We start from the raw sequence: 26,067 nt of genomic DNA, 5'->3' as shown, positions 1-26,067 counted from the left end.
CGTATTTTTCACACAAAAATTGATATTTTTATATATATAAACTTTCGGTTTTATAGGATTAAAAAAATATTTAATTATTTGATTTTTAATATTAAATTTTTTTGTAGTAATATTGATTTCTGTTTTATTTAAAAATTTCTCTTCTGCTAGACGGCAAAGAAACGACTAAGATTACATTAATTAATTTTTTGAATTAAATTGATTGTTAATTTATTTTAACTTTTTTGTTTTTTATTATTAAAATAACTACTTATGTCTGTTATTAAACAATAAGAATTCCAATACTATTATATAGTTTCAATATTTAATTATTATAATTTTATTATTTACTTTTCTCTTAGGAGAAACTAATCACACTTAGACCTAGATTTACTAGAATTTAAATTTGCTCAGAGAATAGCAAACTTATTTTTTAGTCTATTTTCATAGTAGTCTTACTTAGAAGAGTAACTACCATTTTTTTTATTATAAATTTTTCTAAAAATTTTAAAAACCTAGTTTTAATCTATCAAATAAAATTGACTAAATACTCTGTACTATAGAGATTTATGTCTCTAACTATCAATGGTTTAACAACGATTTTTTTAAGTAAAATAAAGATATATCAATAAATTAATTGTACTACTTTTTACGATAAAAGTTAACTTAATTCTGACGCTCAATTATATATTACGTCATATTCACCATTTTCTAACTCAAATCAACTATTAATCGCTTTTATTAATTATTTATAATAGTCAACTAAGTTGAGTTCTTAATTAATGAACTACTCTTGTCCTACATATAAACCAAATTTTTCACTTGTTTAAATCAAATAAACGAGGATCAGTCAATTCGAATCTTTAATCTCAACTTGCTAACGTTACATTAATAAATAGCTTTTAATTAATAACTATTAACCATCACAGTTGACTTGTTATCAGCCCTTTGTTTATCAGTGAGTAGTTTTACTATGACGATTCTACTACCTGTCCTCATTATAGATGAACTATTGTTCCTAAAATTAAACTTATAGTGGGGAACTAACTTAGTAAAGTAGGTATTCTGTAATTCGTGTTGAGTTCGTATCTAATTGGGGCTAAGAACGTAGACTCTTATTTTAAGTATCCGCATAAGTAAAATTATCCTATAATTAATCAAATATTTTTCTAAAATAAGGCTTTTAAATAACTAAAACAGTTTAAGATAAATACTAATTTACTTTAATTTAGGCTAGAGTAACTGTAGTTAAAAGAACACCCATTTATTTACCTGTATCAATACCAATTAAATTAGTAATAATTTCTCTCATTTAAATGGCTTGAATGGTGCTAGTGATGAGTATATTCAAAGAATTGCAAGTTCTCTTTAAACTGTTGAGAACCAGTTCATCAAGGATAAAGAAATTGCCAGCTAACATTGTATAGGTGGAGTAGCGGAGATAGTAATCAAGAGTGCGGAAACAAGCCGTATAATGATGAATATTGTGTATATTGACACCGGGATTAGTTACATCGAAGTGCAACAATGACTTAACTACAGCTTCTTTAATGATCGCAGTAGCATTGACACTAATGAGTAGTATATGTTGCCTAACAACCTGACTTACATTGGGGCATTGTGTTCAGTATAATGATATCTGCTTAATCAGTTTTAATATTTTATTTAGAAAATAGGCTTGAGTCGAGAATCTTATCAGTTTAGATAAACTACATAGGTAGTTTCTGACTCTTTAAGCAAAGGATTGTTATCCTAGATGTAATAATTTGCAATATTCTTCCAGTAGAGACATCGACTATGGTTGTATTCATGTTAACTCAGCCATCAGCCCAAGATACTAAGGCTCTTAAAAAGGTTTGGCAGGCTCTGCACCAAAAAAGTTGCCCTTATAACTACAACTTCCACATGCATACTGTTCACTCCGATGGACAATTAAAACCCCAGGTTTTAATTGAACAAGCAGTGGAGCTCGGTCTCAGGGGGATGGCAATTACTGACCACCACTCTATCAATGGTTACCAAGTGGCGCAAAACTGGATTAATGAAACTCGCCAATACCATCCTCACAAACCTTTACCTCATCTTTGGACTGGGGTTGAGATTACTGCTAATTTACTTGATACTGAAATTCATATTTTAGGCTATGGTTTTGATCCACAACACAGTTTGATGCAGCCTTATCTTCAAGGAACTCATCCCGAAGATTTTTGGGCTTCAGCTCGTCAGGTTATAAATGCTTTCCATCAAGCTGGTGGTTTAGCTGTTCTAGCTCATCCTGTTCGTTATAATCGTTCTGTAGATGAGCTTATTCATTTTTGTGCTGATTTAGGTATTGATGGAGTGGAGGCTTTTTATGCCTATGGTAATCCTAAACCTTGGACGACTAGTCCAAAACAAACGGAACAAGTATTAGCTTTAAGTAAAATCTATGGATTATTTAAAACCTGTGGAACTGATACCCATGGTTTAAGTTTGCTTCGACGGATTTAGTTTTAAGACGTACAAACCAACAAGCAAGAAGGAAAAACTCTCACTATTGACTTTAAATTTTAATCATTAATGACTATCCATTATTTAATCTTTCCCAATTTAAAATACGACTTATTTTATCCCAATGCCAGCGCAATAAATGAGCTGGCTGTCCTATAGAAATTCCAGGCATATTAATGGCCTTTCTGGGAGATTCCGTTCCTAGAGAAATGGCAGTTTCTACCTCACATACTTCCCATTTCACTAAGTTTTTTAATCCAGAGAACAAGGGCAAAGTTGTTCCTGACAATGTTCCATTGGCTAAACTTGCAGTTCCTTGTTTAACTTCAATTTGTCGTTCATCCCAAGGATAAATTCCATCTCCTAAACCAATAGGAGATAGAGCATCACTAACTAGAAAAACTCCCTGGTCATAATGACTTGATTTCAGTAAGATTTCTATCATAGTTGGACAGACGTGTCGACCATCGGCAATTAATCCACAATAAACATTTTTATTAATTATTGCTTCTCCTAATAATCCTGAGTTACGATGGTGTAAAGGCGGCATAGCATTGTAAGCATGCGTTACCATTGATGCACCCAATCCGAAAGCTTTTTTTGCTTCTTTGTCTGTAGCTTGAGAATGTCCTAAACTAACAATAATTCCTTGACCCTTTAAATAAGGAATTACTTTATCGGTTGAGTCTAATTCAGAAGCTAAAGTCATTATCTTAACGCGATGAGCATAATCTCCCAAAATTAGTTTTGCCGCTTCCACACTAGGTGTTAATAGATATTGTTCAGGGTGTGCTCCTTTTTTTTGGGGATTTAAAAAGGGTCCTTCTAAGTGGATCCCTAATACTTTTGCTGTTTCTTCAGGTTTAATAGTCTGTTTGCTTATAAATTTATCAATTACTGAAAGAGATCTCTGGATATTTTTAACTGATGTTGTTACAATCGTAGGGCAGAATCCATCAATTCCTTCTTGCCATAGAAAGTCACAAATGTTTTGTAATATAGGCAAGTTCTCTTCTTCAATTTCAGGAAAGGATAATCCCAACCCTCCATTGATTTGCAAGTCTATGCCTCCTAATGATAAATTATCTTCTTTTAAATCCAAAATTGTCTCACTTTCAATAGATTTGAAGCTTTTACTCATTGAGGATATATTTTCAATAATACCTTGGGAATTAATAGAAACTTGTTGACTTTCTTGATAACCAGGTATTCTAGCATTGACAATTTTAATATTTTTTAGCACTTTTTTATTGTAAACTATTTTTTTTGATTAGATTTTATAAATAGCCTAAAATCGTAAGTTCACCAAAAAGCTCAGCTTGATTAATGAGTCCGTTATTACCGAGTTTTCATATATAGATAGCTTTTCATTGTTAGAATAACGCTATCGAGTATACCTGATCAACCATCATGACCAACTCTTCTTCGCGTGTGGGCATAATTATGGGAAGTGATTCTGATTTACCCACTATGAAAAGTGCGATCATCGTTTGTCAAAACTTTGCCGTTTCTTGTGAAGTTACAATCGTGTCTGCTCATCGTACACCGAAAGTCATGGTAGACTATGCCCAAACCGCGCATAAACAGGGAATCAAAGTGATCATTGCAGGGGCAGGAGGAGCAGCCCACTTACCAGGAATGGTAGCTTCTTTAACTCCCCTCCCTGTCATTGGCGTTCCTATAGCGACTCATCATTTACAGGGGATAGACTCTCTTTATTCCATTGTGCAAATGCCTAGAGGCATTCCCGTCGCCACTGTCGCTATTGGAAACGCTGAGAATGCTGGGCTACTTGCAATTCAGATTCTAGCGTCCCATGATTCTAAACTGCTGAAACGAATCCAAGAACATCGACAAAATCTAACACAAGTGGTTATTGATAAACAAGAAGAACTCAAACGACTAGGTTATGAAGATTATTTAAAAAAAATGGAACAGAAGTCATAATGAGTAAGAAACACTATCAATAGAAACCTCCAATGATTCGTACAATATTAAGTTTATTAGGAATTTTCTTACTGTGGTTTGGGACTGTTCCCATAATTTTAGCCCAAGAAACTTCCATTTTAATTACTCAAGAGCAATTAGAATGGGGGGAAAAAATCGCTAATAAAGCTTTTGAAGCAACGCAAAAAGGAGATTTTAACCAAGCAGAAACCTATTGGACTCAATTAATTGAAAGATTTCCTAAAAATCCAGCAGTGTGGAGCAATCGGGGAAGTACTCGTGTTAGTCAGAATCAATTGGATAAAGCAATTTCAGACTTTAATAAAGCTGTTGAATTAGCTCCTAATGAGTCTGCTTCTTATCTTAATCGAGGAACGGTTCTAGAAAGACAAGGAAAATATCAAGAGGCGATTATAAACTATAATCGAGTCTTAGAAATAACCCCCAATGATGCTATGGCTTACAATAATCGAGGGAACGCCCAAGGAGCTTTAGGCAACTGGGAACAAGCATTAAAAGACTACCAAACAGCTGTTAACATTGATCCTGACTTTACCTTAGCTAAAGCTAATGTTGCTTTGGTATTGTATCAATTGAGAAACACGGAAGAAGCCTTGAACCAAATGAAAAATATTATACGAAAGTATCCTATGTTTCCTGATACGCGAGCAGCATTGACAGCTATTTTATGGGAGTTGGGGAAGCAAGGGGAAGCGGAGAGTAATTGGGTAGCAACGGTAGGAATGGATAGCCGTTATCAAGACTTAGATTGGGTAACAAACGTCCGTCGTTGGCCACCGCGCATGATAACAGCTTTAGATAAATTTTTAGATTTAAAGTGAAGTAAAATCGGTGTCATTTTTATGACATCATTTTTATAATCCTATTTTTAGCTTAAACCATCTCATTAATTGAGCGAAATCAACCATAAAATTCCTCATTGTTAACGCTTAAATTTAGACTGTAAAACTTGATAGTTGTAGACTGTGATTGTACTAAGTTTATCTTGAGGTGTGTGCTTCTACCTACGCCTTGATCAATATTTACATAAATAATTAATTCAAGTGTTTCGTGATTGATTAAGGTCAATACGAAAAGTTTGATAAATTTGTATAGTGTGCTTATTGATATTAATTAAATCTTCTCGATTCGATTCTTAAAAATCAAGATAGAGTATCATCGCCGATGCTATTAACTCAATAATCATGAACATTATCATTTGCGTAAACAACAGTTCATCGATTGATGTTATCAGTAAAAAAATAAGTGTACTTTCTTGGGACTTATTTTATCACATTAATTCATAGGTTAAATTGAAAAATATTATTTCTTCAATTATAGTGTTAAAAACAATTTAATTGGAATAAATAATGATTCTATTTGTTTATTTAGATAATTATTCAAAGCATCTTTTTCAGTTTATAAGAAATTTTATTTTCGTTTAAATATTCTATATATAGAGTCGAGATTAACTTCAAAAAATAATTTTCTTTGTATTTTAACCAATTATTAACTAACCCTATATTTTGGGATTTTCTTACTATAAGTTTATTTATTGTACTTAATGGCTTTAGACACTTGTCATAATATTCAATGACCAGATGAGATATTTTCAATATCTCTCACAAATTTAAACTTTTCTTGCTAAGAAGACTAACTATCTCCTGTTACATAAGTTGTACAAAGACCACAATCTAATACAATTTTAGTCAAAAATAGTTTTTTCAGAGAAATTATCCTCTTTTTTATAAAGTCTATAATCAAGCAAACCTGAGGTTTTAGATCAGTTAGAGTAGAATAAAGTAGTTATATTAATTTCTTTGATGTTTTTATGTTTATTCCCTGACCAAAATAGCAAATAAATCCACTTAAGTTCGCATTATTGTAAGTTTTTTTATAAATTTGTATTATCAATACTTAAAGTTTTACCTATGAGGTAAATACTTCATTTGACTTTATTAAATAAATCAATATGCTTATAAATTTCTTTTATCTAAGAACAGTTTACGCTGTCATGAGGTGAGTTATTTAACAATTTATATAATGGTAAAATTTTATACAAATTATTAAAGTTTAAACATTAAGATTTAGCGAATAAATACTAAGTAAAGAAAACTAAATGACACTTAATCATTGGTTTATTGGTATAAATTTTAATAGCTATCTTCGATTCTAAAAATTTCTCTTATCTCATTAATTTTCTGATCTTTATTTCTAGCGATAACTTTATGTTTTTAGACAGCTTATATTGCAGTTTATCTATCAACGTGTAACTTTTGATAACATTTTGTCCAAAACTTAACTAAGATATTAAACATTTCTGACTAAACAAAAGAAAGTAAAAAATTCTATTAAGAGTTTTGATCGTGACTAACGACACAAGTATTCTTCTCCCACAACTCCAATTTTTAAGACACGTTCATGATTTAAGATGACTAGACTCTTAATTACTTGTAAAGTAAAGGGGAGTAAAAATCGGTAGTCATTGATAGGACCATGAAAAATCGGTTATGATGAGGAACGGTCATCATAACTAATGAAGAAAATTCAGTCATTGTAAGCCTGTTACTGTCCCACAACCGTAATGAGATAAAACTTCATATCTGGGTTCAGAATGCCTGCCGTTTTTATTATAACCCTTTGGATTCATCTGCGAGGTATAGATGATTGCTCAATCTTTGACATTTTCGGAAATTTTGGAAAAGTTCCCTCCTTTGCCTTTCCGACGTCCTTTACTGATTATCGGACATGGAACTAAAGATATCGATGGAAAACAAGAGTTTCTTAATTTTGTAGACACTTATCAAACATTAGATACCTCACGCCCTGTCATTCCCTGCTTTTTGGAGTTGACAGAACCATTGATTCAACAAGGGATTGATCGCTGTGTAAATGAGGGATTCAGGGAAATGACGGTTCTCCCTTGTTTATTGTTCGCTGCCCGTCATACAAAATTTGATGTAACTCATGCCTTAGATCAAGCTAAAGAACATTATCCCTTTTTAAGGTTTCACTATGGCCGACATTTTGGTAATACTTCCCTGCTGTTAGATGTATGGCGATCACGCTTAGCTAAACTTGATAGAGAAACCATTGCCCCCGAAGACACCGTATTACTTATTGTTGGTAGGGGTTCGAGTGATCCTGATGCTAATAGTGATATGTGTAAATTTTCCCGCTTATTATGGGAAGGAAGTTACTACCGTACAGTTGAAACTTGTTTTATTGGTATTACTCACCCTCGTTTAGAACAAGGGTTTGAACGAGCAAGACTCTATCATCCTAAACGTATTATCGTACTTCCTCATTTTCTGTTTACAGGGGCATTAGTTAAGAAAATTTTTTATATTTGTGCTCAACAACAAGAACAGTATCCCGATATTGAGATACTTAATTTTCCTGAAATTGGATTGACTCCGGAATTATTTTTTATAATTCGTGAACGGGAAATTGAAAGTCAACTGGGACAGACTCAAATGAATTGTGAGATGTGTAAATTCCGACTCACCCCCGTTGCACAAAACCATTCCCATGATCACGATCATCTCCCTCAAAATTTTTATGATGATGTAATGCAGTATCATGGAAAAATCTGGCAAGTTCCCTAGAAAATAGTAAACATATAGGAAGTTGTTATAATAACTGTTCACTATAAGTTTAACTCGTCAAATAACTTAATAACCAGTTTGCCATGGTAGCACGGCGGGCTTGTTTTGGTCCAAACTCGCCAATTTTATAGCCTTTAAATCCTAACTTTTCTTTAAGTAATTGTTTATTTTCTCTAGGAATAGAACGAGTTAGCCTAATAATAGGAGGTCGGTTTTCAACAAAATTTGGGGGGTCTGGATAATTTTCTCGCCAGTCTTCAGCAACTTGAGTACTATCCCAAGTTTGACGAGATTGATCATAACGATAGCCCAGATAGTACCAAACTAATTGGTTGACGGTTGCGTCATCGATTTCCTCGTTAAGGATTGCCCAGATGGTATCGGTGTTGAGAGGAGGTAACTGAGTGGTCATTGGCTTTATGTCAGACATCAACAGTAAGCTGTTAACAAGCTCTATTGGGTAACAGACTAAATCATATTATCTCATGAAAATCTCACAAAACTAAAACTTACCTTTAGTTAGGATTCCTTTCCTCTCATCTCCCTATATTTTTCCATATGACCACCTCCCAATTGGGAAATTGGTTTAATGTTAACTGTTGGTGTCTTTGCGATTTCTATGACGGACGTCTTTATCTACTTGTCCATACAATTTTGCCAAAACATCGGAGGTCGAAACTAACTTATTTTTTTGTGGTTTCTAGAACCATTAGAACATCTACCGTGTTGCCTATGACCTGGTGTAATTTTTCCTAAATATTTTTTACTATCTATTCTTAAGAATATTAAAGCGGGTATTATCCTAACTTGTTACTTTGCTCCAACTTTTATGTCAGTCCTTTTAATTTCCTAAGTTAGGGTTTCAAAAAATACGAACAAAACAGACGATTTTAAAGACTATAGTCGCTTCAACTGATGGAATTATTATTGTGTTAGAGCGAGAGGAAAGAGAAGTGCAGTTACTAATAACTCTATTTTAGGCAATAAATTAAGTTGTCATAGTAGGCATGGAAGTAAAATTTATATCTCAGTCTAGGGATACACAGCACAACAGCAGGGGTTCAGGGTAAGGAATTATATTGTGATTACCTAGACTCCAGCAATCTTAATATTCTTAATGCTTTTCCTATCGCCGTTTTTGACAAGGAATAGTTATTTGCAATTTCTTGGGAAAGTTTATTTATTATGTAGGATCGATACCTATTTTCCCTAGTTAGTCAAGTATACAAACCCAAAACTGGGCAGTGAGATTGCTTTCCTTTACCTTTGCTACCTTGGTTATTTTATTTATTTAAACCGCAGTTGAATTTAGTTTTATGAGGTTGACGTTTTTAGCGAAAATTCTATCCTTGTTAATCTTAAGAAAGGCTATAAATTCGTTAATCTGGGCAATTTATTTTAAGGTCTGAAATCGACTAATGCTAAAATCTTAAGAGTGCTGATCTGAATCTTATCAATTTTAAGAAAATACTATGTAAACCTATATGAGGTTAAAGTTATATTTATACTTTATTAGACCCTATATAAGTCTGTATCTTTTAACCTAGCCCCGAATAAGTTGAATTTTTCAAGATTGCTACTCCTAATTGCGCTTGACTAAGTCTAACCATTTTTTAGTTTCTCTCATTTTAATTAATTTTTTTCAAAAAAGTACGTCCAAAATTGGTGCCAAGAAAAAACATCCTATTAAAAACAGCACAACTCAGATGACTGCTTCTTAAACTCGCCCAAGCAAGATTAACACCGCTGAGATTAAATTGATGGAAATTAACTCTCTCAATAGAGGATCTACAAGGACTAGCATAATATTAAATTACTCCACTAAGTTTTACTTGAATAAGACTAGTTTTGAAAGTAAAAATCTCTGTAAGATTACCCTTAGTTAGGTCATTGTTGTTTAATCAAATTTAATTCGTTTTTACATAAGTGAAATTATATCAATTTAAGTTTAAACTATTAAGTATTAATTTCTTCAAAAACTTTCAGCTCAAATTGTTTTTTATTAAATTGGTTCCGGTTCAATTAATCTAGAAATGAGTTCATAAATATATGAATAAATTTATAAGAGAGTTAAGCTGACTTAAAAAGAAAAGAACATATCCTAAAATATTTAATATAAAAATTATCAAATAAGTCCTAAATAGTAACATTTATAAAAGATTTAGGTTGATGATTACGAATAAAAAAACTTAGATACCGAAACAGCAATAAGAAACTAAACAGCTTAAAAATACTAGTTAAAAAGAAAAAGTTCTGTTAGAGTCACATAAAAGAGAGTTAAACGAAAGATTTAAGTAAGAAATAACAAGCCGAATTAAACCAGGTGTATAATAACATCACCAGTCCTCTCAAAAAATATTTTAATTAAAAGAAAACTTATTTATTTTATCTAGTAAAGTGGGGTATTAGATATTAGATACGAAAATTTACTATCTATTTCTGCCAAGTAATAATTAAAAGAACATCATAGAAAATTGACAGTAAGTTAAGATTAATTTAATGAAAATTTCTTGATTTATAAATTTTGCTAATTATCAAATTCTAGGTTTCTTTAGTTTGCGTTTTACGAGTTGATTTTACAGTTTAACATAACCACTACTTTTGAAAGTAGTAGATAAAATCACTCAAGGAATGGTATTTTTTTTGCTAAAAAGAGATAATTAATGAATTTATAAATATTAATATTGGCTTAATTGTCATAGTTAGATCCTATAGAGTAAATTTGTCCGTCCATCAACAAACGAGTAATTCCTTTAGCGTATAAGTGAGGACAACTTTTGTACAGAAGACGACCATCAGGAACTTTAATCACCCTTTGGGAGCGATTGGAAAAGCGACGTGCTCCTTGATGATTATCAAATACTGGTAAAGTTTTTTGTTGTACTTCTTCAGCTGGAATTTGACCTAAATGAGCAAATTCTTTGAGAGGACGAGCAATTAATTCAGCTGAGCGATCAATCACTAAATAACAGGTTTTAGGAAAAATAGCAGATGATAAGGGTAAGACTTGAACGTCCCCATCTTGAGCTAAAGATTGATCATAATTTTCTTCTTCTATTTCATCCCAATCTTCATCATCTAAGTCTTCATCATCTAAGTCTTCATCATCAATCCCATCCGATAAATCTTCCCCAATCATCTCTCCAAGGGCGATAACATCGACCATTTCAAGATCGTCTTCCTCATCTTCTTCGTCTGAATGTTGAATATATCTTGATGACTGATCCTTTGCTAAGATAGGGGGCTGTTTAATACTAGTCTCCGTTGAAGATAACTCTAATTGATTCTTTGAGGTCACCAGCACAAGTTCACCCTTAGTCTTCGAGGTTTGAGACTCTGATTGACTTTCTGATATCATCAATACAGGTTTAGTGTAAGTCTGTGTAGATAGTAACTCAGACTTAGCCGTCCGTGCTAAGCGTTTTTGCTGAATTAACTCTTCATACTCTGACTCTGATAGATAACTTTTCAGAAAACGGCTAATGGTAGAGCTACTGACCCCATAACGATCAGCTAAAGTGGATGTAGTTTCTGGTGTTTGACGATAAAGCTTAAGAATTTCTTGCTTATCGTCGTCGTTCAGTTTCTTGGGACTCATAGGATTCTAGCTACCTTTTTGGCAGTTTGACTTCACCCTAACACGCCGAATCACATCTGGTAAAATAATCGGTTGTATCCTAGGGATAGGTGTGTCTTAACAGATAATTAGATAGTCGGGCATTTTCATATAAATTGCCTAATCCAGTTTATCGCTCACCGTTGGGTTTTCCCTATTTTCAGTATCAAAAATTTAATGATTATGGCAATAGCAAATATGACACCAGCCCTATTAATGTTAGTGGACGGAACTTCCTTTGAGGGGTGGTCATTTGGAGCAAGGGGAACCACTTTAGGAGAAGTCGTTTTTAATACGGGAATGACTGGTTATCAAGAGGTTTTAACTGATCCGAGTTACTGCGGTCAAATCGTTACCTTCACTTACCCTGAGTTGGGAAATACGGGGACCAACCCTGATGATGAGGAATCCTCTTGTCCACAGGTTAAAGGGGTTATTGCACGTAATATAACCCATCGTCCGAGTAACTGGCGATCTACAGAATCCCTCCCTGATTATTTAAATCGCCATAAAATTATTGGAATTTATGGCATTGATACCCGTGCCTTAACTCGCAAAATCCGTTCAGTAGGAACGATGAATGGGGCAATCTCTACAGAAATCCTCGAACCGGCAGAATTACTACGTCAGGCTCAATTAACTCCCAGGATGGCTGGTTTAAATTTAGTCAGGGAAGTAACCACCAAAGAGGTTTATGAGTGGTCTATTCCAACTGATCCCATTTGGGAGTTTCGTCTGAGTGGTAAAGAAGTTTCAAGAAGTACTTTAACGGTAGTAGCTATTGATTTTGGGATCAAACGAAATATTCTCCGTCGTTTGGCTAGTTATGGTTGTCGGGTTATTGTAGTTCCAGCCAATACGTCCTCTGAAGAGATTTTAAAGTATGATCCAGACGGAATTTTCTTGTCTAATGGACCTGGTGATCCCTCAGCAGTTAAAGAAGGAATCGAAGTTACTAAAGCATTAATTAAAGCAGGAAAACCTACTTTCGGAATTTGTATGGGACACCAAATTTTAGGATTATCTTTGGGAGCAGAAACCTTTAAATTAAAGTTTGGTCATCGGGGATTAAATCAACCTTGTGGATTAAATCAACAGGTAGAAATTACAAGTCAAAATCATGGTTTTGCAGTGACAGAAAAGTCCTTAGATGTTGATGTAGAAGTTACTCATCTTAATCTGAATGATCGGACTGTAGCAGGTTTATCCCATAAGACTTTACCTTTTTTTTCGGTCCAATACCATCCTGAAGCAAGTCCTGGACCCCACGATGCGGATTATTTATTCGAGAAGTTTATTAAGTTAATGCGCGATAACCAGAACTAAGAATATAGGACTGGTGACCATTAGGAGTAAATAGTTGTTTACTTTAAATATTTTTATTGGTTTACCTGACTTTCACCGTCGCTTACAGAAATGCGAAAGGCGTAAAGGATAAATAAAATTTAGTTATCCTCTATTTCTTGTAGTAGTGAAATTTGTCTGACAGTTGAGGGCAAGGGACTTGATGTTTTTGAGTAGGTTAAGAAATAAATTATCCTAAGTTTTCGGTGTCTCTACAACGGCTTGTGAGATTGCTTGTTTTATATTTGGTGTAGACTTAGTCAGATCATTTTGATGATTATTTTTTAGTTATAATCCTTTCCTATTATTTGTCACTAGATAGGAGGTTGACAAATAATTGCTGGTCGTTTAAATGGACATTCAGCCATTAATCGGGAGTTATTCCTAGAATTATCACAGGTAAACCCTCATCACACAGAGGAAAATACAACTGAATCAGGTGTTGTTTTTTGCTGTTATGAAAACATCTAATGACTTTAATCAGGATATAATTTCTCCGCTTTTTACTCATCTTTGAACTTATTCCATGGCTAATTAAGACGTTTGTAACCATAAATGAATAAGTTCGATAATCTTCCTACTTGTATGGCTACAGGTTCAGGGTTGAAGGAGATAGTCCAACAGCAATTTCGTCGATATCAATAAAATAGGATAATAAGCTCTTAGTAGCGGTAGTTTTCCCTCACACATTCACTCCACTAAATTAGTCTATAGATATTAGTCCTCAGTTTTGATGATTATTCATTTAGTTGAGCTTTGAAACCTTTTGAAAGAAGTTGATATTTTTGACTTTTCTAGATTGAGAATGATAAATTATTAGCTATTGAATTCCGAAACTGTTATTCTGACTTAATCATCTGATCTTTAGAAGAATAACTTATAAAAAATAATTTTTGCCAAATTTTGAAGACTTTGAAAGGCAAGACCTTTAGTCTTTATTTATTGTGATAAAGTTATAGATAGTTCGGGAGAGTAATATTTTTCTTTTTTTAGGTATTTTTCAACAAAAAAATAGGGTGAGCGTTGCTCGCCCTGAAAGTCTAATTATAATTAATGAATAGTTGATAAAAAGTTAAAGAATGACCTCGTAACAAACTACTAATAGTTTTAACGATAATTTTCGTTTTTCCTAAATAAATGATTAGCAAAAACAACAGTTTTGTATAGACAATTATCAAAAGTCATACGCTGAACATCTTGATAAGCACACATTTTTACAAAAGTATCGTGGGATATATCTGAACGGTAGAAGAGCTGTTATAAAATGCCAAGGGCGAGGCATGTCATGCCATACTTCTCGTTTCATTGTTTGAAATATATTTTCATTTATTTTAGGTAAGAATACGCTAACCCACATTATTCACTTCTAAATAATCGTATTTAGGGAAACCACAAACATAGGAGTCAGAGAATACATTTTACCGACATATATCTAAGCGAGATATTCATAGTAAGCTATTTTGTCTTGGGAAAGACGAATGCGTTTTTGAAGGGTGATCATAGTAATTATAGACTTCCGCATAAATCAATCTTTTTTTCTTGAATATTGTTGTTAGAGTGGTAGATATAGTAAAAAATATAAAGATTTATAGTTATTAGGTAAAGAGATTGAGTTGATAGACTATCTCGTTAATCAAATTCGCCTCTGATGATGCAGCGCAGTGGCGTAAGAATCTGTCTAGAATTTCTCGACGATACATCCCAAGATATTCATTATCCAGTTGAGTATTGATACCGACGGCAACATTAGACGGGTAGATCATGTTCATTTTTTTACTCGAGGGTCAATGATTTCTGGCGATAGGGCAAGTTCGTCCATTACACATAAAGGAACAGCTTTATTGCAGGGTTTAGCGTTGTATAACTTTACGCTCACTCAAATAAATAGGTTTCTATTCCAGTTTTTGCTAATGTTTCAGTTGTGTGCAGAAGATCCAGTTCGTCCTGACCCAACAACAGCAACCCTTAAAACCAAGGTTTTTACCCCAAATTACGAGCATTATGAACGGCATCATATGATGGATTTTTGTCTTAAAGGAACGCTCAGTCTAATCTATCTAAAGTTGAAATAAAGCTTAACAGGTTTGATTACAAAAGTTAATAATTGTAAAGGTAGATAGTCATTTAGTGAATTCTGACGACTTAAGAGTCTATCCTTAAAATCTTCAATTGAGAGCAAATTATCTTTGCTGAGATTTATTCAGTCTAGAGATGACTATACTGAGAGATGAAAATGTTGTTTAAATTATAAGGACAGAATTTTCAGTTATGGCTGATTTTAACAGTTTAGTTCAAAAAGCATTTTATCTTGGAATAGGTCTAGCGTCTTATGCAAATGAGAAAGCTCGCATAGCTCTAACTGAGTTGGAGGAACAAGCCCAAAAAGTAGCCAATAAAATGGTAGCACGAGGGGAAATAACCGCCGAGGAAGCCCGTAAGTATGTTGATGAGTTGGTACAGCAGGCTCAGAAAAAAACTGAAGGTTCATCTCAATCTCCCTGTGATAAGGAACCTCGATTAATTGAAATTATCACCGAAGAGGAAGAGACCGCCCAAACTTCAAAATCTAACAATATAGATGAATTACGAAATCAAGTAGATTTTTTACAAGAAGAATTACGGCGTTTGAAACACAAATAGCCATTGACTATTGAGATGGTTATGGTTAATTGAGGAGGACTTTAAGAAAAAAATTACTTTTAATAATTTTAGATAAGCGGTTAGACGCAAATAAGTAGCATTATGATGTATCTCATAACTTTAAAAGTGATAGCCGCAAATAGAGCCCAAAGTGTGTTAATTTAGTCAGTCGTAAAGACTCTAATTTACTAATGTCATCGTTACTTCTTTGTCTTAGTGGTTTTTTAAAATTAGAGTCTAGAAGAACTTTGTTTTAATTAAGTAAAGCTTTTTAATTTTTTTTTTAACGACGGATAGAGCTAAGTGAGAACATAGAAAGTTACAGAAATTAAAAATTAGGTGAAATTATCAAAAAATATACTTTAGCAAACAATTGTTTAGGGGGATTATTCAAGAAAGAAGGCAATTATAGATTTCTTCAGACAGTGAAAGCAAAAAAACTTAGAAGAAAGAAGATATAAAAGATATCGAAGATCTATCAGCAAAAAATAAAAAAAATATCAATAATAAACAATTATCTAAGTTTTTTAAAAAAAAATGCAAGTAAAGTCAATTTGAGAAATAAACGGTAATCTTTTTAAGATCTATAACCTAAAAAAATAAAAGTAAAAGTAAGAGTAATAATTTTTCTATTTTTTATTAAATAAAGTAAAAAAATATAGATCTTTTAGAGTAAAAGACAAATAAAATTAAAGATTCTGTAAAGATAAAGAAATAGATATAGTAGTCGTTTTTGATAAAAACTTAGGACATAAAAGTAGTTTATTTAAAGCTAAACTTAAATAATAGGAATAAAAAAATTACATTCATCTTTGTTTATGAACCTATAGTCCAGAACTAAATTTAATAGAATGTAAATTCAACTGAAAGTCATGGAAAAACAGGAAAGTAGTAATTATATGTCAAGAACAACATTTACCAAAAATTTGAATAGTATTGTTATTTTTTTAGAAACTCTCACAGAAGAAATTATCAAGAATTAGTTTCATCAATTTTACTTCTATATAAGTCTGTCACCATTTTTTCAGTAGAGCACACCAAGTTTTAAAGGCTTAGTTGTAAACGTCCAAAATTCTGTTGTATTGCACTAGATATTTAAACTTTATTTAACTAAAAACGACCACAGTTGATTCTTATTTTTTAAGTTAATGTCAAATAACATAAATAACTATAAATTTGTTCTTGAATAAACATAAAATTCAATTGACAAATTATTGGGACACCGAAGATATATTGCTCAAGAACTCTCTATAAACTTCTACCAATAAAGAACTTAATTAATTACTCATTTTTAAGATAAAATTAAACAAAAGTCAGTAAATATAATCATCACTACTTATTTTTATAATTAGACTGTCAGCAATATGGTCAAAGTTCAAGAAAATTATCATTTATTTAAAATTAGCTTGTTTAAAAGTTTACAAAATAATCTATAAATAGAATTAATTTAGATTAATAGAAATATAAAATACTCTGTTTAACTCTAGGATAAATATGTTTAAAATATCTAGATATATTTTATATTTTGGTTATTCACCACTTGTAGCTAACATAAAATATAGATAAAAATAAAGCATTAAATAGAACTAATAAAGCATTAAATAGAACTAATCTTAAACAGTTTTTAAAGTAACAAAAATATTATTTTTTTTGAAAATTTACTATTTTTTATAACGAATAGCAAAGAATAAAATAAATATGTACTAGTTATTGCACTAATAGAAACCATTGAATCTCACTAATAATGAAATGGTTTATAGGTAAAAATATCTCCTATTAAGAAGAGATAAAAACAAGCGAATTAACCAACTAAATACTAAATAAAAAAATTTAAATCTTCTTAAAGTAAGCCAATGATTGGTATCAAATCTATACTAATTATTTCAATGATAATTAATGTTTAACTTATTTTTTGTTAACTTTTAATATAGAATTATTTATTTACATTCAACTATTTATAATATTTAAACTAAAAACCAAGATTTAATATTTCTATTTTATTTGTCAAAAAACTTAGTGATTATTAAACAGCTTAAAGTTATTTAACTATATAATGATTGTTTTATTTATTTTAAATATTTAACTTCTAAATTAGATTTACATAAAAATTATAGCTGAAGTTCTGGAACTAAAGATGGCAAAATAGTCTCTGCTTTGTTTACTGGAGTTTACTACGATGAAAAATACTTAAAGTCGTGAAATTCTCTATAGAAATGATTATTTAGAAAATTTATTACTTTTAATCGCTAACAAATAGGTACTTGCAATGTAACTTATTTTGTCCCCTACTCTAGAATCAAAAAAGCTTTAAAGAAGTTTTTTAACTATTTATTTATATGAGGATTATTTATTCGACAGTTTTGAAAAGTTATGCAGTAGAAAAACTAAATTAGCTTGAAGATTTATTAAGGGTAATTAGCTGACAGCGTTGAAGTTAGTCCCGAATAGAATGAGCCTTGATATTTTATAAATTTTACTTTTAGCTAAATTTTAAAATATTTCAATCTATTATTTATCATATCTTTTTTTATTTATATAAATTAAAAATTTTAGTAAACTTTTATATTTAGCAAATTTAATTTTACCAAACTTTTTATATAAAATCAATATCTTAAGAGGAGAAAATAAGAAAAAAAAATAGATTTTTACTTTCTATTTTTGCGGTCCTTTTCTTGGGATGGCTCTACCTTTTTATCTAAAATTTAGATAAGTTCCTTTCTTTATTTGCTAGAATTTTGCACTACAATTAAAATCTAATCTATTTCCTTGTATTACTTTAGATCAAATTGAAATGACACTTATTTTGAATTAATTTTTAATATCAAAAATTAATATAATACTGATATGTGCGCAATTTTTGGGGTTGTATTCTATGTTTTTATACACCGATTTTAAAATCCATTAAGACTTAAGCCTTATACCCCTAAAATTATCATGTACCATAACTCTTCAACGGCTGTAAACTATGGATTAACAAAAACCCCTATTCCATTATGAACTCGTGCCGCGGTGACAGGAAAACGATCAATCAATTGTCCTCCTAAACTTAAAGAAGTTGAACTTCCTCCATCTAGGTTTAACGCATCGACCGCCCCTAACTGTTGCATAATTTGTGCCATTTCTCCCAAATTTGCTCCCCGTCCTCCAACACGGTTATGAACAGCCACTAACATGATTTTTCCCTGATCTGTTACGCCAATAGCACTACGAGAGGCTTTTTGTTGCTGAAATCCCTTACTAAAACTTTCCAAGGTTCCGTTAACCACGATACGATTACTACTAATTAACAATGGACCTGCCCCAAGCATATTAGGATAGGCATTAAAATCGGCAGGAATTGTGATATTTTCAATCCAAACCTCTGTTCCCAATTGCAACGCAGCAGCAGAGACAGCATTTTTACGAATGGTCAACAAATAGCCGTTGGGGGGGATGATAAAAGAAGTTTGACCTGCCTTTTTGGACGTTATTTGATCAGTTACTCTATCATTTTGTATGAAAATAACCGTTTCGTTATCCGAAATAGGGATATATTTAGGTCCCCATTCGGGGGTGTAACGAGCTATTCCTGCTTGAACATAACCACTGTTGAGAAACAAGACAGGAATGCGTTGTCCTTTACTAGTGACTAAAGTCTCTCGAAGACTGAGACGACCCATTTTTATCTGTCCTTGATCATTCCAGGCGATTACTCCCCGACCTAGAATAGGACTGGATAACCAACGAGTCTGTGATCGAATCGCCCCTAGGGGTAACTTGTTGTTGCGGTTGAAAAAACCTCCATTGATAGCTGCTGAGGCTTTCCACTCATTAGCCATGATCACTAAGGGGGCTGTCCCTTCTTGTCGGTTAGGATATGTTGTGATGGGTCTTAGGGCAATTTGAGATGATCTTGCGTTGATTTCTAACCAATTAACCGGAAAAATATCTCTTCGCAGTTTAACTAACTGTTGTCGCCAAGTAATATCCTTTGTCCAAGCAATTTGCTTTGGTACCCTGGCATCAGGACGGACATCGATAACGATACGATGGGGGTTAGAAATACTGAAAACATTTAAATTATGAGCTGTAGGTAAATTTATGTGAACTTTTGTAATTTTTCCACTGTTTTCTAGAGAGAAAAACTGAGAACTGATGGGTGTAGAAATATTGCCACCTAGATCGTCTTCATCAGGATCACTCCAATTGCCAGAAGTTAAAGGTGATCTAGTTGGCGTTTGAGCGGAAGGAGAGACGTTAGTACTCCCTGAAATCATCACTACTCCTTTTCCTTTGGCTTGACTAACCTGCCAAACAGTCGGACGATCAACGTCCACCACAATACGCTTACCCCAAGTGTGGTTTCCTTCACGTATATCACCAATGCGTACTGGTGGTAAGGTAATCTCTAGAAGATTACCCCTCACTTGCAAGGTTCCTTGCGTTGATTTCATTAAGTCAGTAACATCTAAATATCGATAGGGAGCAATAAATCGCGCTGAAATAGGAAAAAACTGGCGAGAATCGACAGAGAACCATCTAATAGGTTGTAAATTTGGTTCGCTTGTGCTCAAAAGTTCTATCCCTAATAAATTCATCGCTCCAGTGTCACTGATTCCTATCCGTTGATCGTTTCCCTGATTCCACTGGCTCCAAGGAATGTTAAATAGTTTCCCATTAAGAGAAATTTCTCTCCCTTGTTGAAACTCATCGGAAGCCTCGACAGGTAAAGGTTTAGGGAAAAGGGTATATTGGGTAGTTTTATTGGATTTTCCAGAAATTAACCAATAAATTAACAAAGTTACTACTAGAGAAAACCCATAAAGGCTAAGAGGATTCCACTGTACTCGTTTCACAGATTTGTTCTCACACAGTTTTATTTAATTTTAGGTTTCAGATATCAATTTAACATAGAAAAATATACCTAAGTAATTTTTTTTCTATAAATTCTATAGGAGTAAGTTTCACTCTTAGTAGCTATTATTAAACTTTAATAACAAACTAGGTATTAGTTTTAGAAACTATTTAAAAATAAAACATTAAGTAAAATTTATTATCTTAACTATTGCTATTAGAAATAGATTATAGTTTTTCTATACTAAAACTTATTTTTATCAAAAATTTTAAGTAAATTAAATTGTTATAATACATCCTGGTTTTATTTTTATAAATACTTAATATAAGTATCCTTTCGATAGATGTATTAGTTATTACGACAATAAGTAGTAAAAATTTATATAAGCCTATTATACAACAATACTGTTTTTGGGGGACTATTAATTGGTAATCATTTAAGTTTCTAATAGTTTTTTATGATTAACACCATTGCCAAATAGTATTTTGTTAAAGTTCAGCATCTTTTGACTATCCTAAATTAGATACAGTTTGTAAAAACTATCCATTTTATAGATTTTATCAAAATCTATAGTGCAGACAAATTGTTAGAATGCTGGATAAACTTAGTTTGTGACTACAAAAAAGTAAATCTTGATTGAAGATGGCAAGTGTTTAAAAATTTTATCTCTAAATTTCTGCATTTTATTGCTCCCTTGCCGTCAACTCCAGAAAAAAAATAAGTCAGATAAATTCTATTTAAGTATTTAAATGATAGTCACTTACAAAGTAGACGATGTAGATGAATTAAACTAAGTCTACGCTGATTTTGCTGACTGGGTTCCCAGAAAGCGGAAAATCAACACTATCTAGACAATTGACGGACTGATACCCTAACATCAGAATTATTTCTGTTTAGACAGTAATTGAAAGAAATCTTATAAATTAATGCTAAAGCTGTTCATAATGCCATTAACTTTGTCGTAAAACAACGCAAATAAGCGATAAAACTTGCTCATGAGATATAATTTAATGGTACTGCATAGATTTGGTCAAATATATTTCTTAAACTTTGTTTAGAAAGTAATTAAAACAGTGATCGCTTAATTTAAACCTAGGCTATTGTTGAAATATTTAGTGTATACCAGATTGTGATGCCCTTCTGTCCTAGAAAATAAACTTGCTCAAACATGGTGGTAGGGAAAATTCTCTCTCTTATATCAGGGAGAACCGAACAAAATATGCTTGACGGCTTTGTTAATCTATATTTAGAAGGATAAGATTATTCGAGATTTAGAAGGATAAGATTATTCGAGTTGAATTTCAAATCATTTTTTTGTTACCAGCTAGGAGGTTTCTGTTAATGGCTTCAACTGACTACAAAGATTATTACGCCATCTTAGGAGTTAATAAAAACGCTAGCGCGGAAGAAATCAAAAAAGCTTTCCGTAAGTTGGCTGTGAAATATCATCCTGACAGAAATCCTGCAAATCAACAAGCGGAAGAAAAATTTAAAGAAATTAGCGAAGCTTACGAGGTTCTATCAGATCAAGAAAAACGTCAGAAATATGATCAATTTGGTCAATATTGGCAACAGGCCAATCAGGGAGGTTGGACTAGTGGTCAGAGTGGTGTTGACGTTAGCGGCTTTAATTTTAGCCAGTATGGTAACTTTGATGAATTTATTAATGAATTATTAGGTCGTTTTGGCTCAACTAGTGGACCAACAGGAGGTTACAGCTATCGAACTACCACTGGGAGACAGACTGAATACAGTGATTTTAGCGGCTTTTCTGATATAGGTGGTTTTGGAGCTCAGCCCCCTGCAGCTGATAGAATTGCAACCCTGCACTTAACTTTTTCTGAAGCTTTTAAAGGTGTACAAAAACGTCTCGATTTAGGCAATGAGGTTCTTGATGTTCGTATTCCAGCCGGAGCAAAAACAGGGAGTCGGGTAAGAGTCAGAGGTAAAGGTTCCATTAATCCTTATAATCAACAACGAGGAGATTTGTACCTTAAAATTGAATTAATATCCCATCCGTTTTTTCAATTTGAAGGAGAGCATCTAATCTGCGAAGTTCCTATTACTCCTGATGAAGCGATCTTAGGTGCATCTATCGAAGTTCCTACCCCCGATGGAATAGTAACAGTAAGGGTTCCTCCAGGAATTCGTTCGGGTCAATCTTTGCGTCTTCGGGGTAAGGGTTGGGTTTATCCTAAAGATGGACGAGGAGACCAACTAGTCAAAATTGTGATTGACACACCTCAAAGTGTAACAGAAACAGAACGGGAACTTTATCAAAAAATTAGTACCAATCGTACATATGACCCACGTAGTCATTTAAAAACAGTAAGCCTCTAACAGAGATAAAATAAACCTCAATGATTAAGCTACCATCCTCTTTTGAGCAGAAAAAATCTGTTGAACTGTTAATGAAATGAGTCAACCATCCTTTATAAATTTCAGAAGTTTTGTGTATATCAATTTATATTATTGACTAATTTCTTCTTTTACTTTTAAGCTGGTCCTTCCTTGAGTTCAAAATTCGCTCTTTGATAAAAATCTTTGAACGAAATTTTAAAATTATCTGAAGTATTGATTACTACCACATCAGGATAAGTATTAATACAGTATTAAGAAATTTATAAACTAATATTATTGATATAGATATAACAATCTCGACTTTAATTATCAAGGGTAGTTTACAATAAAAATTTATTAAAATACAATTTTGATTAGTTTTTACTATTGTCATAAATATATTTTTTCTAGTTCAATATTTATGTTTATATGTAGTTTTTTCTTCTGAAATCTAGTATTTTTTAGGTGTAATAAAGGTTTTATGTTTAAATAATTATCATTAGTGTTCCTAATGAGCTTTATATCTAAACTTATCTCTGAAAAAATCACTGAAAGACTTATCTAGAAATATTTATATCTACTTTTGAAGTATTCCCGTTTCTGGTTATAGAGCACAACTTACTTATTTTAGCCAGATTTATTCAGTATTCTCCTAGTCTAATCTAAGTCTAGTAGAGCATCAATGAGTTGAGTTAGCTATTTTAATTATCTTTAATGAAACTAATGGTATTAACTCTATTAAAAATGATCATATCTTTTCCAAAGGCTTCAACCAAGATGTTTAAACCTTCTTGACGCGAATTCTAATTGCCTTCCAGCAATTCCCTATCTACGCTAATGGCAAAAACCTTGATTTTATTCTTTTTCAAAGCATTGGAACCATAAATAATAATATTATTAAGCAGATAACTTTTTTTAAAAAAAATTATTTTGTATCTCTATATTGAAACAATTAGGGTTGAAGTGATATTTTTTAGAGCAACTGCTTCGTTCTTTAATAACAACTTTATTTAACTGTCTTAGCCAAATCACATTTATCTTAAGAAGTTTACTTCGTAAACTTCTTAAGATAAATGTGATGCTATTTTCTTTCTATTTTATTTAGTTAAAGAGTATAAGTTGGGAAAATATGTATAATTATTTTTCTCTTTGTTTTTTTGGAATAAGAACATTTACTATATACTGAGTTAGTGTCACAAACAATCACTATATTTATTTTGTAGTCTAAAAAACTACTTTTTTAGACTAATTTCTTTAGAATATAGAGTGATTATTGTTTTCACTCTTTCCTTTCTATGATTTTATTATTGTATTTAATTTAATCCAACGCTAAACAAGAAGTATTAGAGATTTAGACGTATCTAAAATAACTAAAATTTACTTCAATTTAAAGCATTAATTTTTAGAGGATGTAGATTTTTTCAATCCTAAGTCATTGCATATATCAAAAATATCAAATAAATGATATGGTATTTAAATACTATAAAATTTGCAATTACTTATTTTATAAATTAGAGATGCTTTAAAGAAAATAATTACTAGACGGAAAACGATAGTTTATTTTTGATTATTTAATCGATTAACTAAATAAGTTTTTGTTTAAAAATTAAGTGAATAAAAACGAATTATTGGTCGTTCTATGTCAGAAAAAAAAAGTTAAGACAACTATCATTAGGCATATCTACACTAGATTATACCTTCTTCTTGTCATTTTTTTTTGCCTTCTAACCTAGTCTTCTAATAAAAATTTTGGAAAATTTGGTTAATTAAATTTTTCTCGGAAACACAAAAAGTTGTTTTCTACTACTCCAAAAAGGTTTTAACCCTACCATCAGGACTCAACACTAAGCGAATAGTTTGATTCTCCAATATATCGAGAGACGAAACAAAAGCGCTCCCAGGAGCAGGAATAGATGCTTTCTGATAATAAACAATAGCTGCTTTCCCCAAAGGAACCGCCTGTTTCAAGGAACCATCAGACTGAATTATTAAACGATACTCTAGGGTTTGAGAAAGATTTCTAGGTGGTTCCCAGCGTTGCTGAAAATACTGACGAGCTTCTGCTACTTGAGGGATGGCATCAAGAAGAGTTGTCCGGGGAATTGGTTCAGCGAAAATATAATTTTGGGACAAAGGGTTAATAATGGGGAGTTCGGGGGTTTGTTCTTCAGGAGATCGCTCTACTAACGCCTCAGCTTGTAGGGAAGGTAGAGTAGGAATACTAGGAATAGCACTAATACGATCAGCCATCGTTAAAGGAGAAGAAGGCATAATCGTAGGGATTCTTGATCCTTGAAGAGTTAGGTTATCTTTAGCCGGAAGCTGGTTAGGGGTTTGATAGTAGTTATTAGCTGTTGAGAGTTGTGGAGAAGCAAAAGGTGACACAGAGGAAGATGACGAAATTGGAGGGGTAGGAGGTTTTATGTCAACAGATGGATTACGAGGAGGTGGGTCCGCTATGCTAATCTTTTCGGGAGGAGGTAAAGGATCTTTTGTGGCTAACATTGGGGGCATTGATGGGGAAGGAATTTGGACACTAGGTGGAGGTGGCACAGGAGGCAACACATCTAAAAAAGATAACATTTGTTCTGGACTTTCTTGGTTTTGAATGAGAGACGCACCACTAGAGTTTAGTCTATCGAACCATTTTGGTCCCACTATTGGAATAGCAATAGCTAATAAAGCAACTACTGCTGTCCAAGTCCACACCCAAATTCCCTGAGGTTGAATAGAATTTCCTGGAGAAGATAAAATAGCCAGATCCTCTTGATAGTCTTCTAGAGCGTTGAGCAGATCGAAGAGTTGGGAAGAGGTTAAACTAACAAAAGAATGAGAGGCTTTAGTTTCTAGAGAACCTAAATTAAGCTGATGGCTTAAAAATCCTTTAGGTCGCAATGAGGGAGGTAAATTAAGCTCATCTATTTTCTCAATTGAAGGGGTTGAAGAGGATGATTCAGCCGAACAGATGGTATCTTCAAAGGAAGACTGATTAGTAACAGTCAAATAATTAACGGTCTGATAGAGAAAATTTTGAGCATAGCAAGCAACCACGTCACATAAAACTTCTAATTGAGGGAAATTTCCCTGAAGCGTTACTTGTTGTTCTTCTAAGAGTTTAGGATCATCGAAATTTAGTACAAAGTTTAACTCTTTTGGGGAGGCTTCTTTTCGCCAACGAGATAAACAAGAGCGCTTGTCCCATAATTCTAGAGTACAAGTAGGAGGAGTATAGCGTCGGATAGGAGTATTGCTAAATAATTTCATAGATA

16 protein-coding genes and 1 pseudogene are annotated in these 26,067 nt (G+C 32.5%); 8 read left to right on the top strand and 9 right to left on the bottom strand.

The genetic code is table 11. The annotated features are described in order from the left end of the window. Positions 1-885 precede the first annotated feature (885 nt). Both RGRSB_RS04705 and RGRSB_RS11090 read right to left on the bottom strand, forming a co-directional pair. On the bottom strand, positions 886-1,068 hold the full coding sequence (locus RGRSB_RS04705; protein ID WP_119260057.1) for a photosystem I reaction center subunit XII: 183 nt from the start codon (positions 1,066-1,068) through the stop codon (positions 886-888). 223 nt (positions 1,069-1,291) lie between these two features. Then, positions 1,292-1,555 (bottom strand): globin family protein, encoded by a 264-nt coding sequence (locus RGRSB_RS11090; RefSeq protein WP_420823009.1) that lies wholly within the window; start codon positions 1,553-1,555, stop codon positions 1,292-1,294. A gap of 221 nt (positions 1,556-1,776) precedes the next feature. On the opposite strand from RGRSB_RS11090, the gene RGRSB_RS04695 reads away from it, so the two are divergent. Further along, a complete protein-coding gene (locus RGRSB_RS04695) occupies positions 1,777-2,469 on the top strand; it encodes a PHP domain-containing protein (protein WP_119260055.1) in 693 nt (230 codons plus the stop codon). 73 nt (positions 2,470-2,542) lie between these two features. Here RGRSB_RS04695 and nagA read toward each other — a convergent pair whose 3' ends face one another. Further along, positions 2,543-3,712, bottom strand: a complete 1,170-nt coding sequence (gene nagA / locus RGRSB_RS04690; RefSeq protein ID WP_119260054.1) for an N-acetylglucosamine-6-phosphate deacetylase — start codon at positions 3,710-3,712, stop codon at positions 2,543-2,545. Positions 3,713-3,879: 167 nt separating this feature from the next. On the opposite strand from nagA, the gene purE reads away from it, so the two are divergent. The 3 genes from purE (at position 3,880) to RGRSB_RS04675 (ending at position 8,024) form a co-directional block, all read left to right on the top strand. Then, positions 3,880-4,416, top strand: coding sequence for a 5-(carboxyamino)imidazole ribonucleotide mutase (purE, locus tag RGRSB_RS04685; RefSeq protein ID WP_119260053.1), 537 nt, complete (start codon positions 3,880-3,882; stop codon positions 4,414-4,416). A 32-nt stretch (positions 4,417-4,448) separates the two neighbouring features. Further along, a complete protein-coding gene (locus tag RGRSB_RS04680; protein ID WP_119260052.1) occupies positions 4,449-5,258 on the top strand; it encodes a tetratricopeptide repeat protein in 810 nt (269 codons plus the stop codon). Between the two features lie 1,821 nt (positions 5,259-7,079). After that, the gene (locus RGRSB_RS04675; protein WP_119260051.1) at positions 7,080-8,024 is read left to right on the top strand and encodes a sirohydrochlorin chelatase; all 945 of its coding nucleotides are present in this window, start codon (positions 7,080-7,082) and stop codon (positions 8,022-8,024) included. A gap of 49 nt (positions 8,025-8,073) precedes the next feature. On the opposite strand, the gene RGRSB_RS04670 is transcribed toward RGRSB_RS04675, so the two are convergent. The 3 genes from RGRSB_RS04670 to RGRSB_RS04660 all read right to left on the bottom strand — a co-directional run bounded on the left by RGRSB_RS04670 (position 8,074) and on the right by RGRSB_RS04660 (position 11,622). Continuing rightward, complete coding sequence (locus RGRSB_RS04670) at positions 8,074-8,436, bottom strand: DUF1823 family protein (protein ID WP_119260050.1); 363 nt, start codon at positions 8,434-8,436, stop codon at positions 8,074-8,076. 1,216 nt (positions 8,437-9,652) lie between these two features. Next, positions 9,653-9,805: a pentapeptide repeat-containing protein gene (locus tag RGRSB_RS11085; protein ID WP_119260959.1), complete on the bottom strand. Its 153-nt coding sequence runs from the start codon at positions 9,803-9,805 to the stop codon at positions 9,653-9,655. 908 nt (positions 9,806-10,713) lie between these two features. Next, a complete protein-coding gene (locus tag RGRSB_RS04660; protein ID WP_119260049.1) occupies positions 10,714-11,622 on the bottom strand; it encodes a helix-turn-helix domain-containing protein in 909 nt (302 codons plus the stop codon). A 201-nt stretch (positions 11,623-11,823) separates the two neighbouring features. Here RGRSB_RS04660 and carA point away from each other — a divergent pair, with 201 nt between their 5' ends. Next, the gene (gene carA, locus RGRSB_RS04655) at positions 11,824-12,966 is read left to right on the top strand and encodes a glutamine-hydrolyzing carbamoyl-phosphate synthase small subunit (RefSeq protein ID WP_119260958.1); all 1,143 of its coding nucleotides are present in this window, start codon (positions 11,824-11,826) and stop codon (positions 12,964-12,966) included. Positions 12,967-14,588: 1,622 nt separating this feature from the next. Here the strand turns inward: carA and RGRSB_RS10510 are convergent. Further along, a pseudogene (locus tag RGRSB_RS10510) lies at positions 14,589-14,959 on the bottom strand (geranylgeranyl reductase); the annotation flags it as partial. Positions 14,960-15,252: 293 nt separating this feature from the next. Between RGRSB_RS10510 and RGRSB_RS04640 the strand changes: the two are divergent. Further along, positions 15,253-15,624: a phasin family protein gene (locus tag RGRSB_RS04640; RefSeq protein ID WP_119260048.1), complete on the top strand. Its 372-nt coding sequence runs from the start codon at positions 15,253-15,255 to the stop codon at positions 15,622-15,624. Between the two features lie 2,963 nt (positions 15,625-18,587). Here RGRSB_RS04640 and RGRSB_RS04635 read toward each other — a convergent pair. Next, positions 18,588-20,459, bottom strand: a complete 1,872-nt coding sequence (locus tag RGRSB_RS04635) for a phosphodiester glycosidase family protein (RefSeq protein WP_119260047.1) — start codon at positions 20,457-20,459, stop codon at positions 18,588-18,590. 800 nt (positions 20,460-21,259) lie between these two features. On the opposite strand from RGRSB_RS04635, the gene RGRSB_RS11080 reads away from it, so the two are divergent. Further along, positions 21,260-21,325, top strand: coding sequence for a hypothetical protein (locus tag RGRSB_RS11080; protein ID WP_119260957.1), 66 nt, complete (start codon positions 21,260-21,262; stop codon positions 21,323-21,325). A 474-nt stretch (positions 21,326-21,799) separates the two neighbouring features. Next, complete coding sequence (locus tag RGRSB_RS04625) at positions 21,800-22,798, top strand: DnaJ C-terminal domain-containing protein (RefSeq protein ID WP_119260046.1); 999 nt, start codon at positions 21,800-21,802, stop codon at positions 22,796-22,798. Positions 22,799-24,601: 1,803 nt separating this feature from the next. On the opposite strand, the gene RGRSB_RS04620 is transcribed toward RGRSB_RS04625, so the two are convergent. Further along, the gene (locus tag RGRSB_RS04620) at positions 24,602-26,062 is read right to left on the bottom strand and encodes a DUF4335 domain-containing protein (protein WP_119260045.1); all 1,461 of its coding nucleotides are present in this window, start codon (positions 26,060-26,062) and stop codon (positions 24,602-24,604) included. Between the last annotated feature and the right edge of the window lie 5 nt (positions 26,063-26,067).

The organism is cyanobacterium endosymbiont of Rhopalodia gibberula (genome assembly GCF_003574135.1).
GTDB lineage: Bacteria > Cyanobacteriota > Cyanobacteriia > Cyanobacteriales > Microcystaceae > Rippkaea.
This window is presented reverse-complemented; position numbering and strand designations above follow the sequence as displayed.

Coding starts and splice junctions, on each gene's coding strand:
- RGRSB_RS04625 (WP_119260046.1), top strand. CDS start 21,800: ATGGCTTCAACTGACTACAAAGATTATTACGCCATCTTAGGAGTTAAT.
- RGRSB_RS04670 (WP_119260050.1), bottom strand. CDS start 8,436: ATGACCACTCAGTTACCTCCTCTCAACACCGATACCATCTGGGCAATC.
- RGRSB_RS04675 (WP_119260051.1), top strand. CDS start 7,080: ATGATTGCTCAATCTTTGACATTTTCGGAAATTTTGGAAAAGTTCCCT.
- RGRSB_RS04695 (WP_119260055.1), top strand. CDS start 1,777: ATGGTTGTATTCATGTTAACTCAGCCATCAGCCCAAGATACTAAGGCT.
- carA (WP_119260958.1), top strand. CDS start 11,824: ATGGCAATAGCAAATATGACACCAGCCCTATTAATGTTAGTGGACGGA.
- purE (WP_119260053.1), top strand. CDS start 3,880: ATGACCAACTCTTCTTCGCGTGTGGGCATAATTATGGGAAGTGATTCT.
- RGRSB_RS04660 (WP_119260049.1), bottom strand. CDS start 11,622: ATGAGTCCCAAGAAACTGAACGACGACGATAAGCAAGAAATTCTTAAG.
- RGRSB_RS04680 (WP_119260052.1), top strand. CDS start 4,449: ATGATTCGTACAATATTAAGTTTATTAGGAATTTTCTTACTGTGGTTT.
- RGRSB_RS04620 (WP_119260045.1), bottom strand. CDS start 26,062: ATGAAATTATTTAGCAATACTCCTATCCGACGCTATACTCCTCCTACT.
- RGRSB_RS04640 (WP_119260048.1), top strand. CDS start 15,253: ATGGCTGATTTTAACAGTTTAGTTCAAAAAGCATTTTATCTTGGAATA.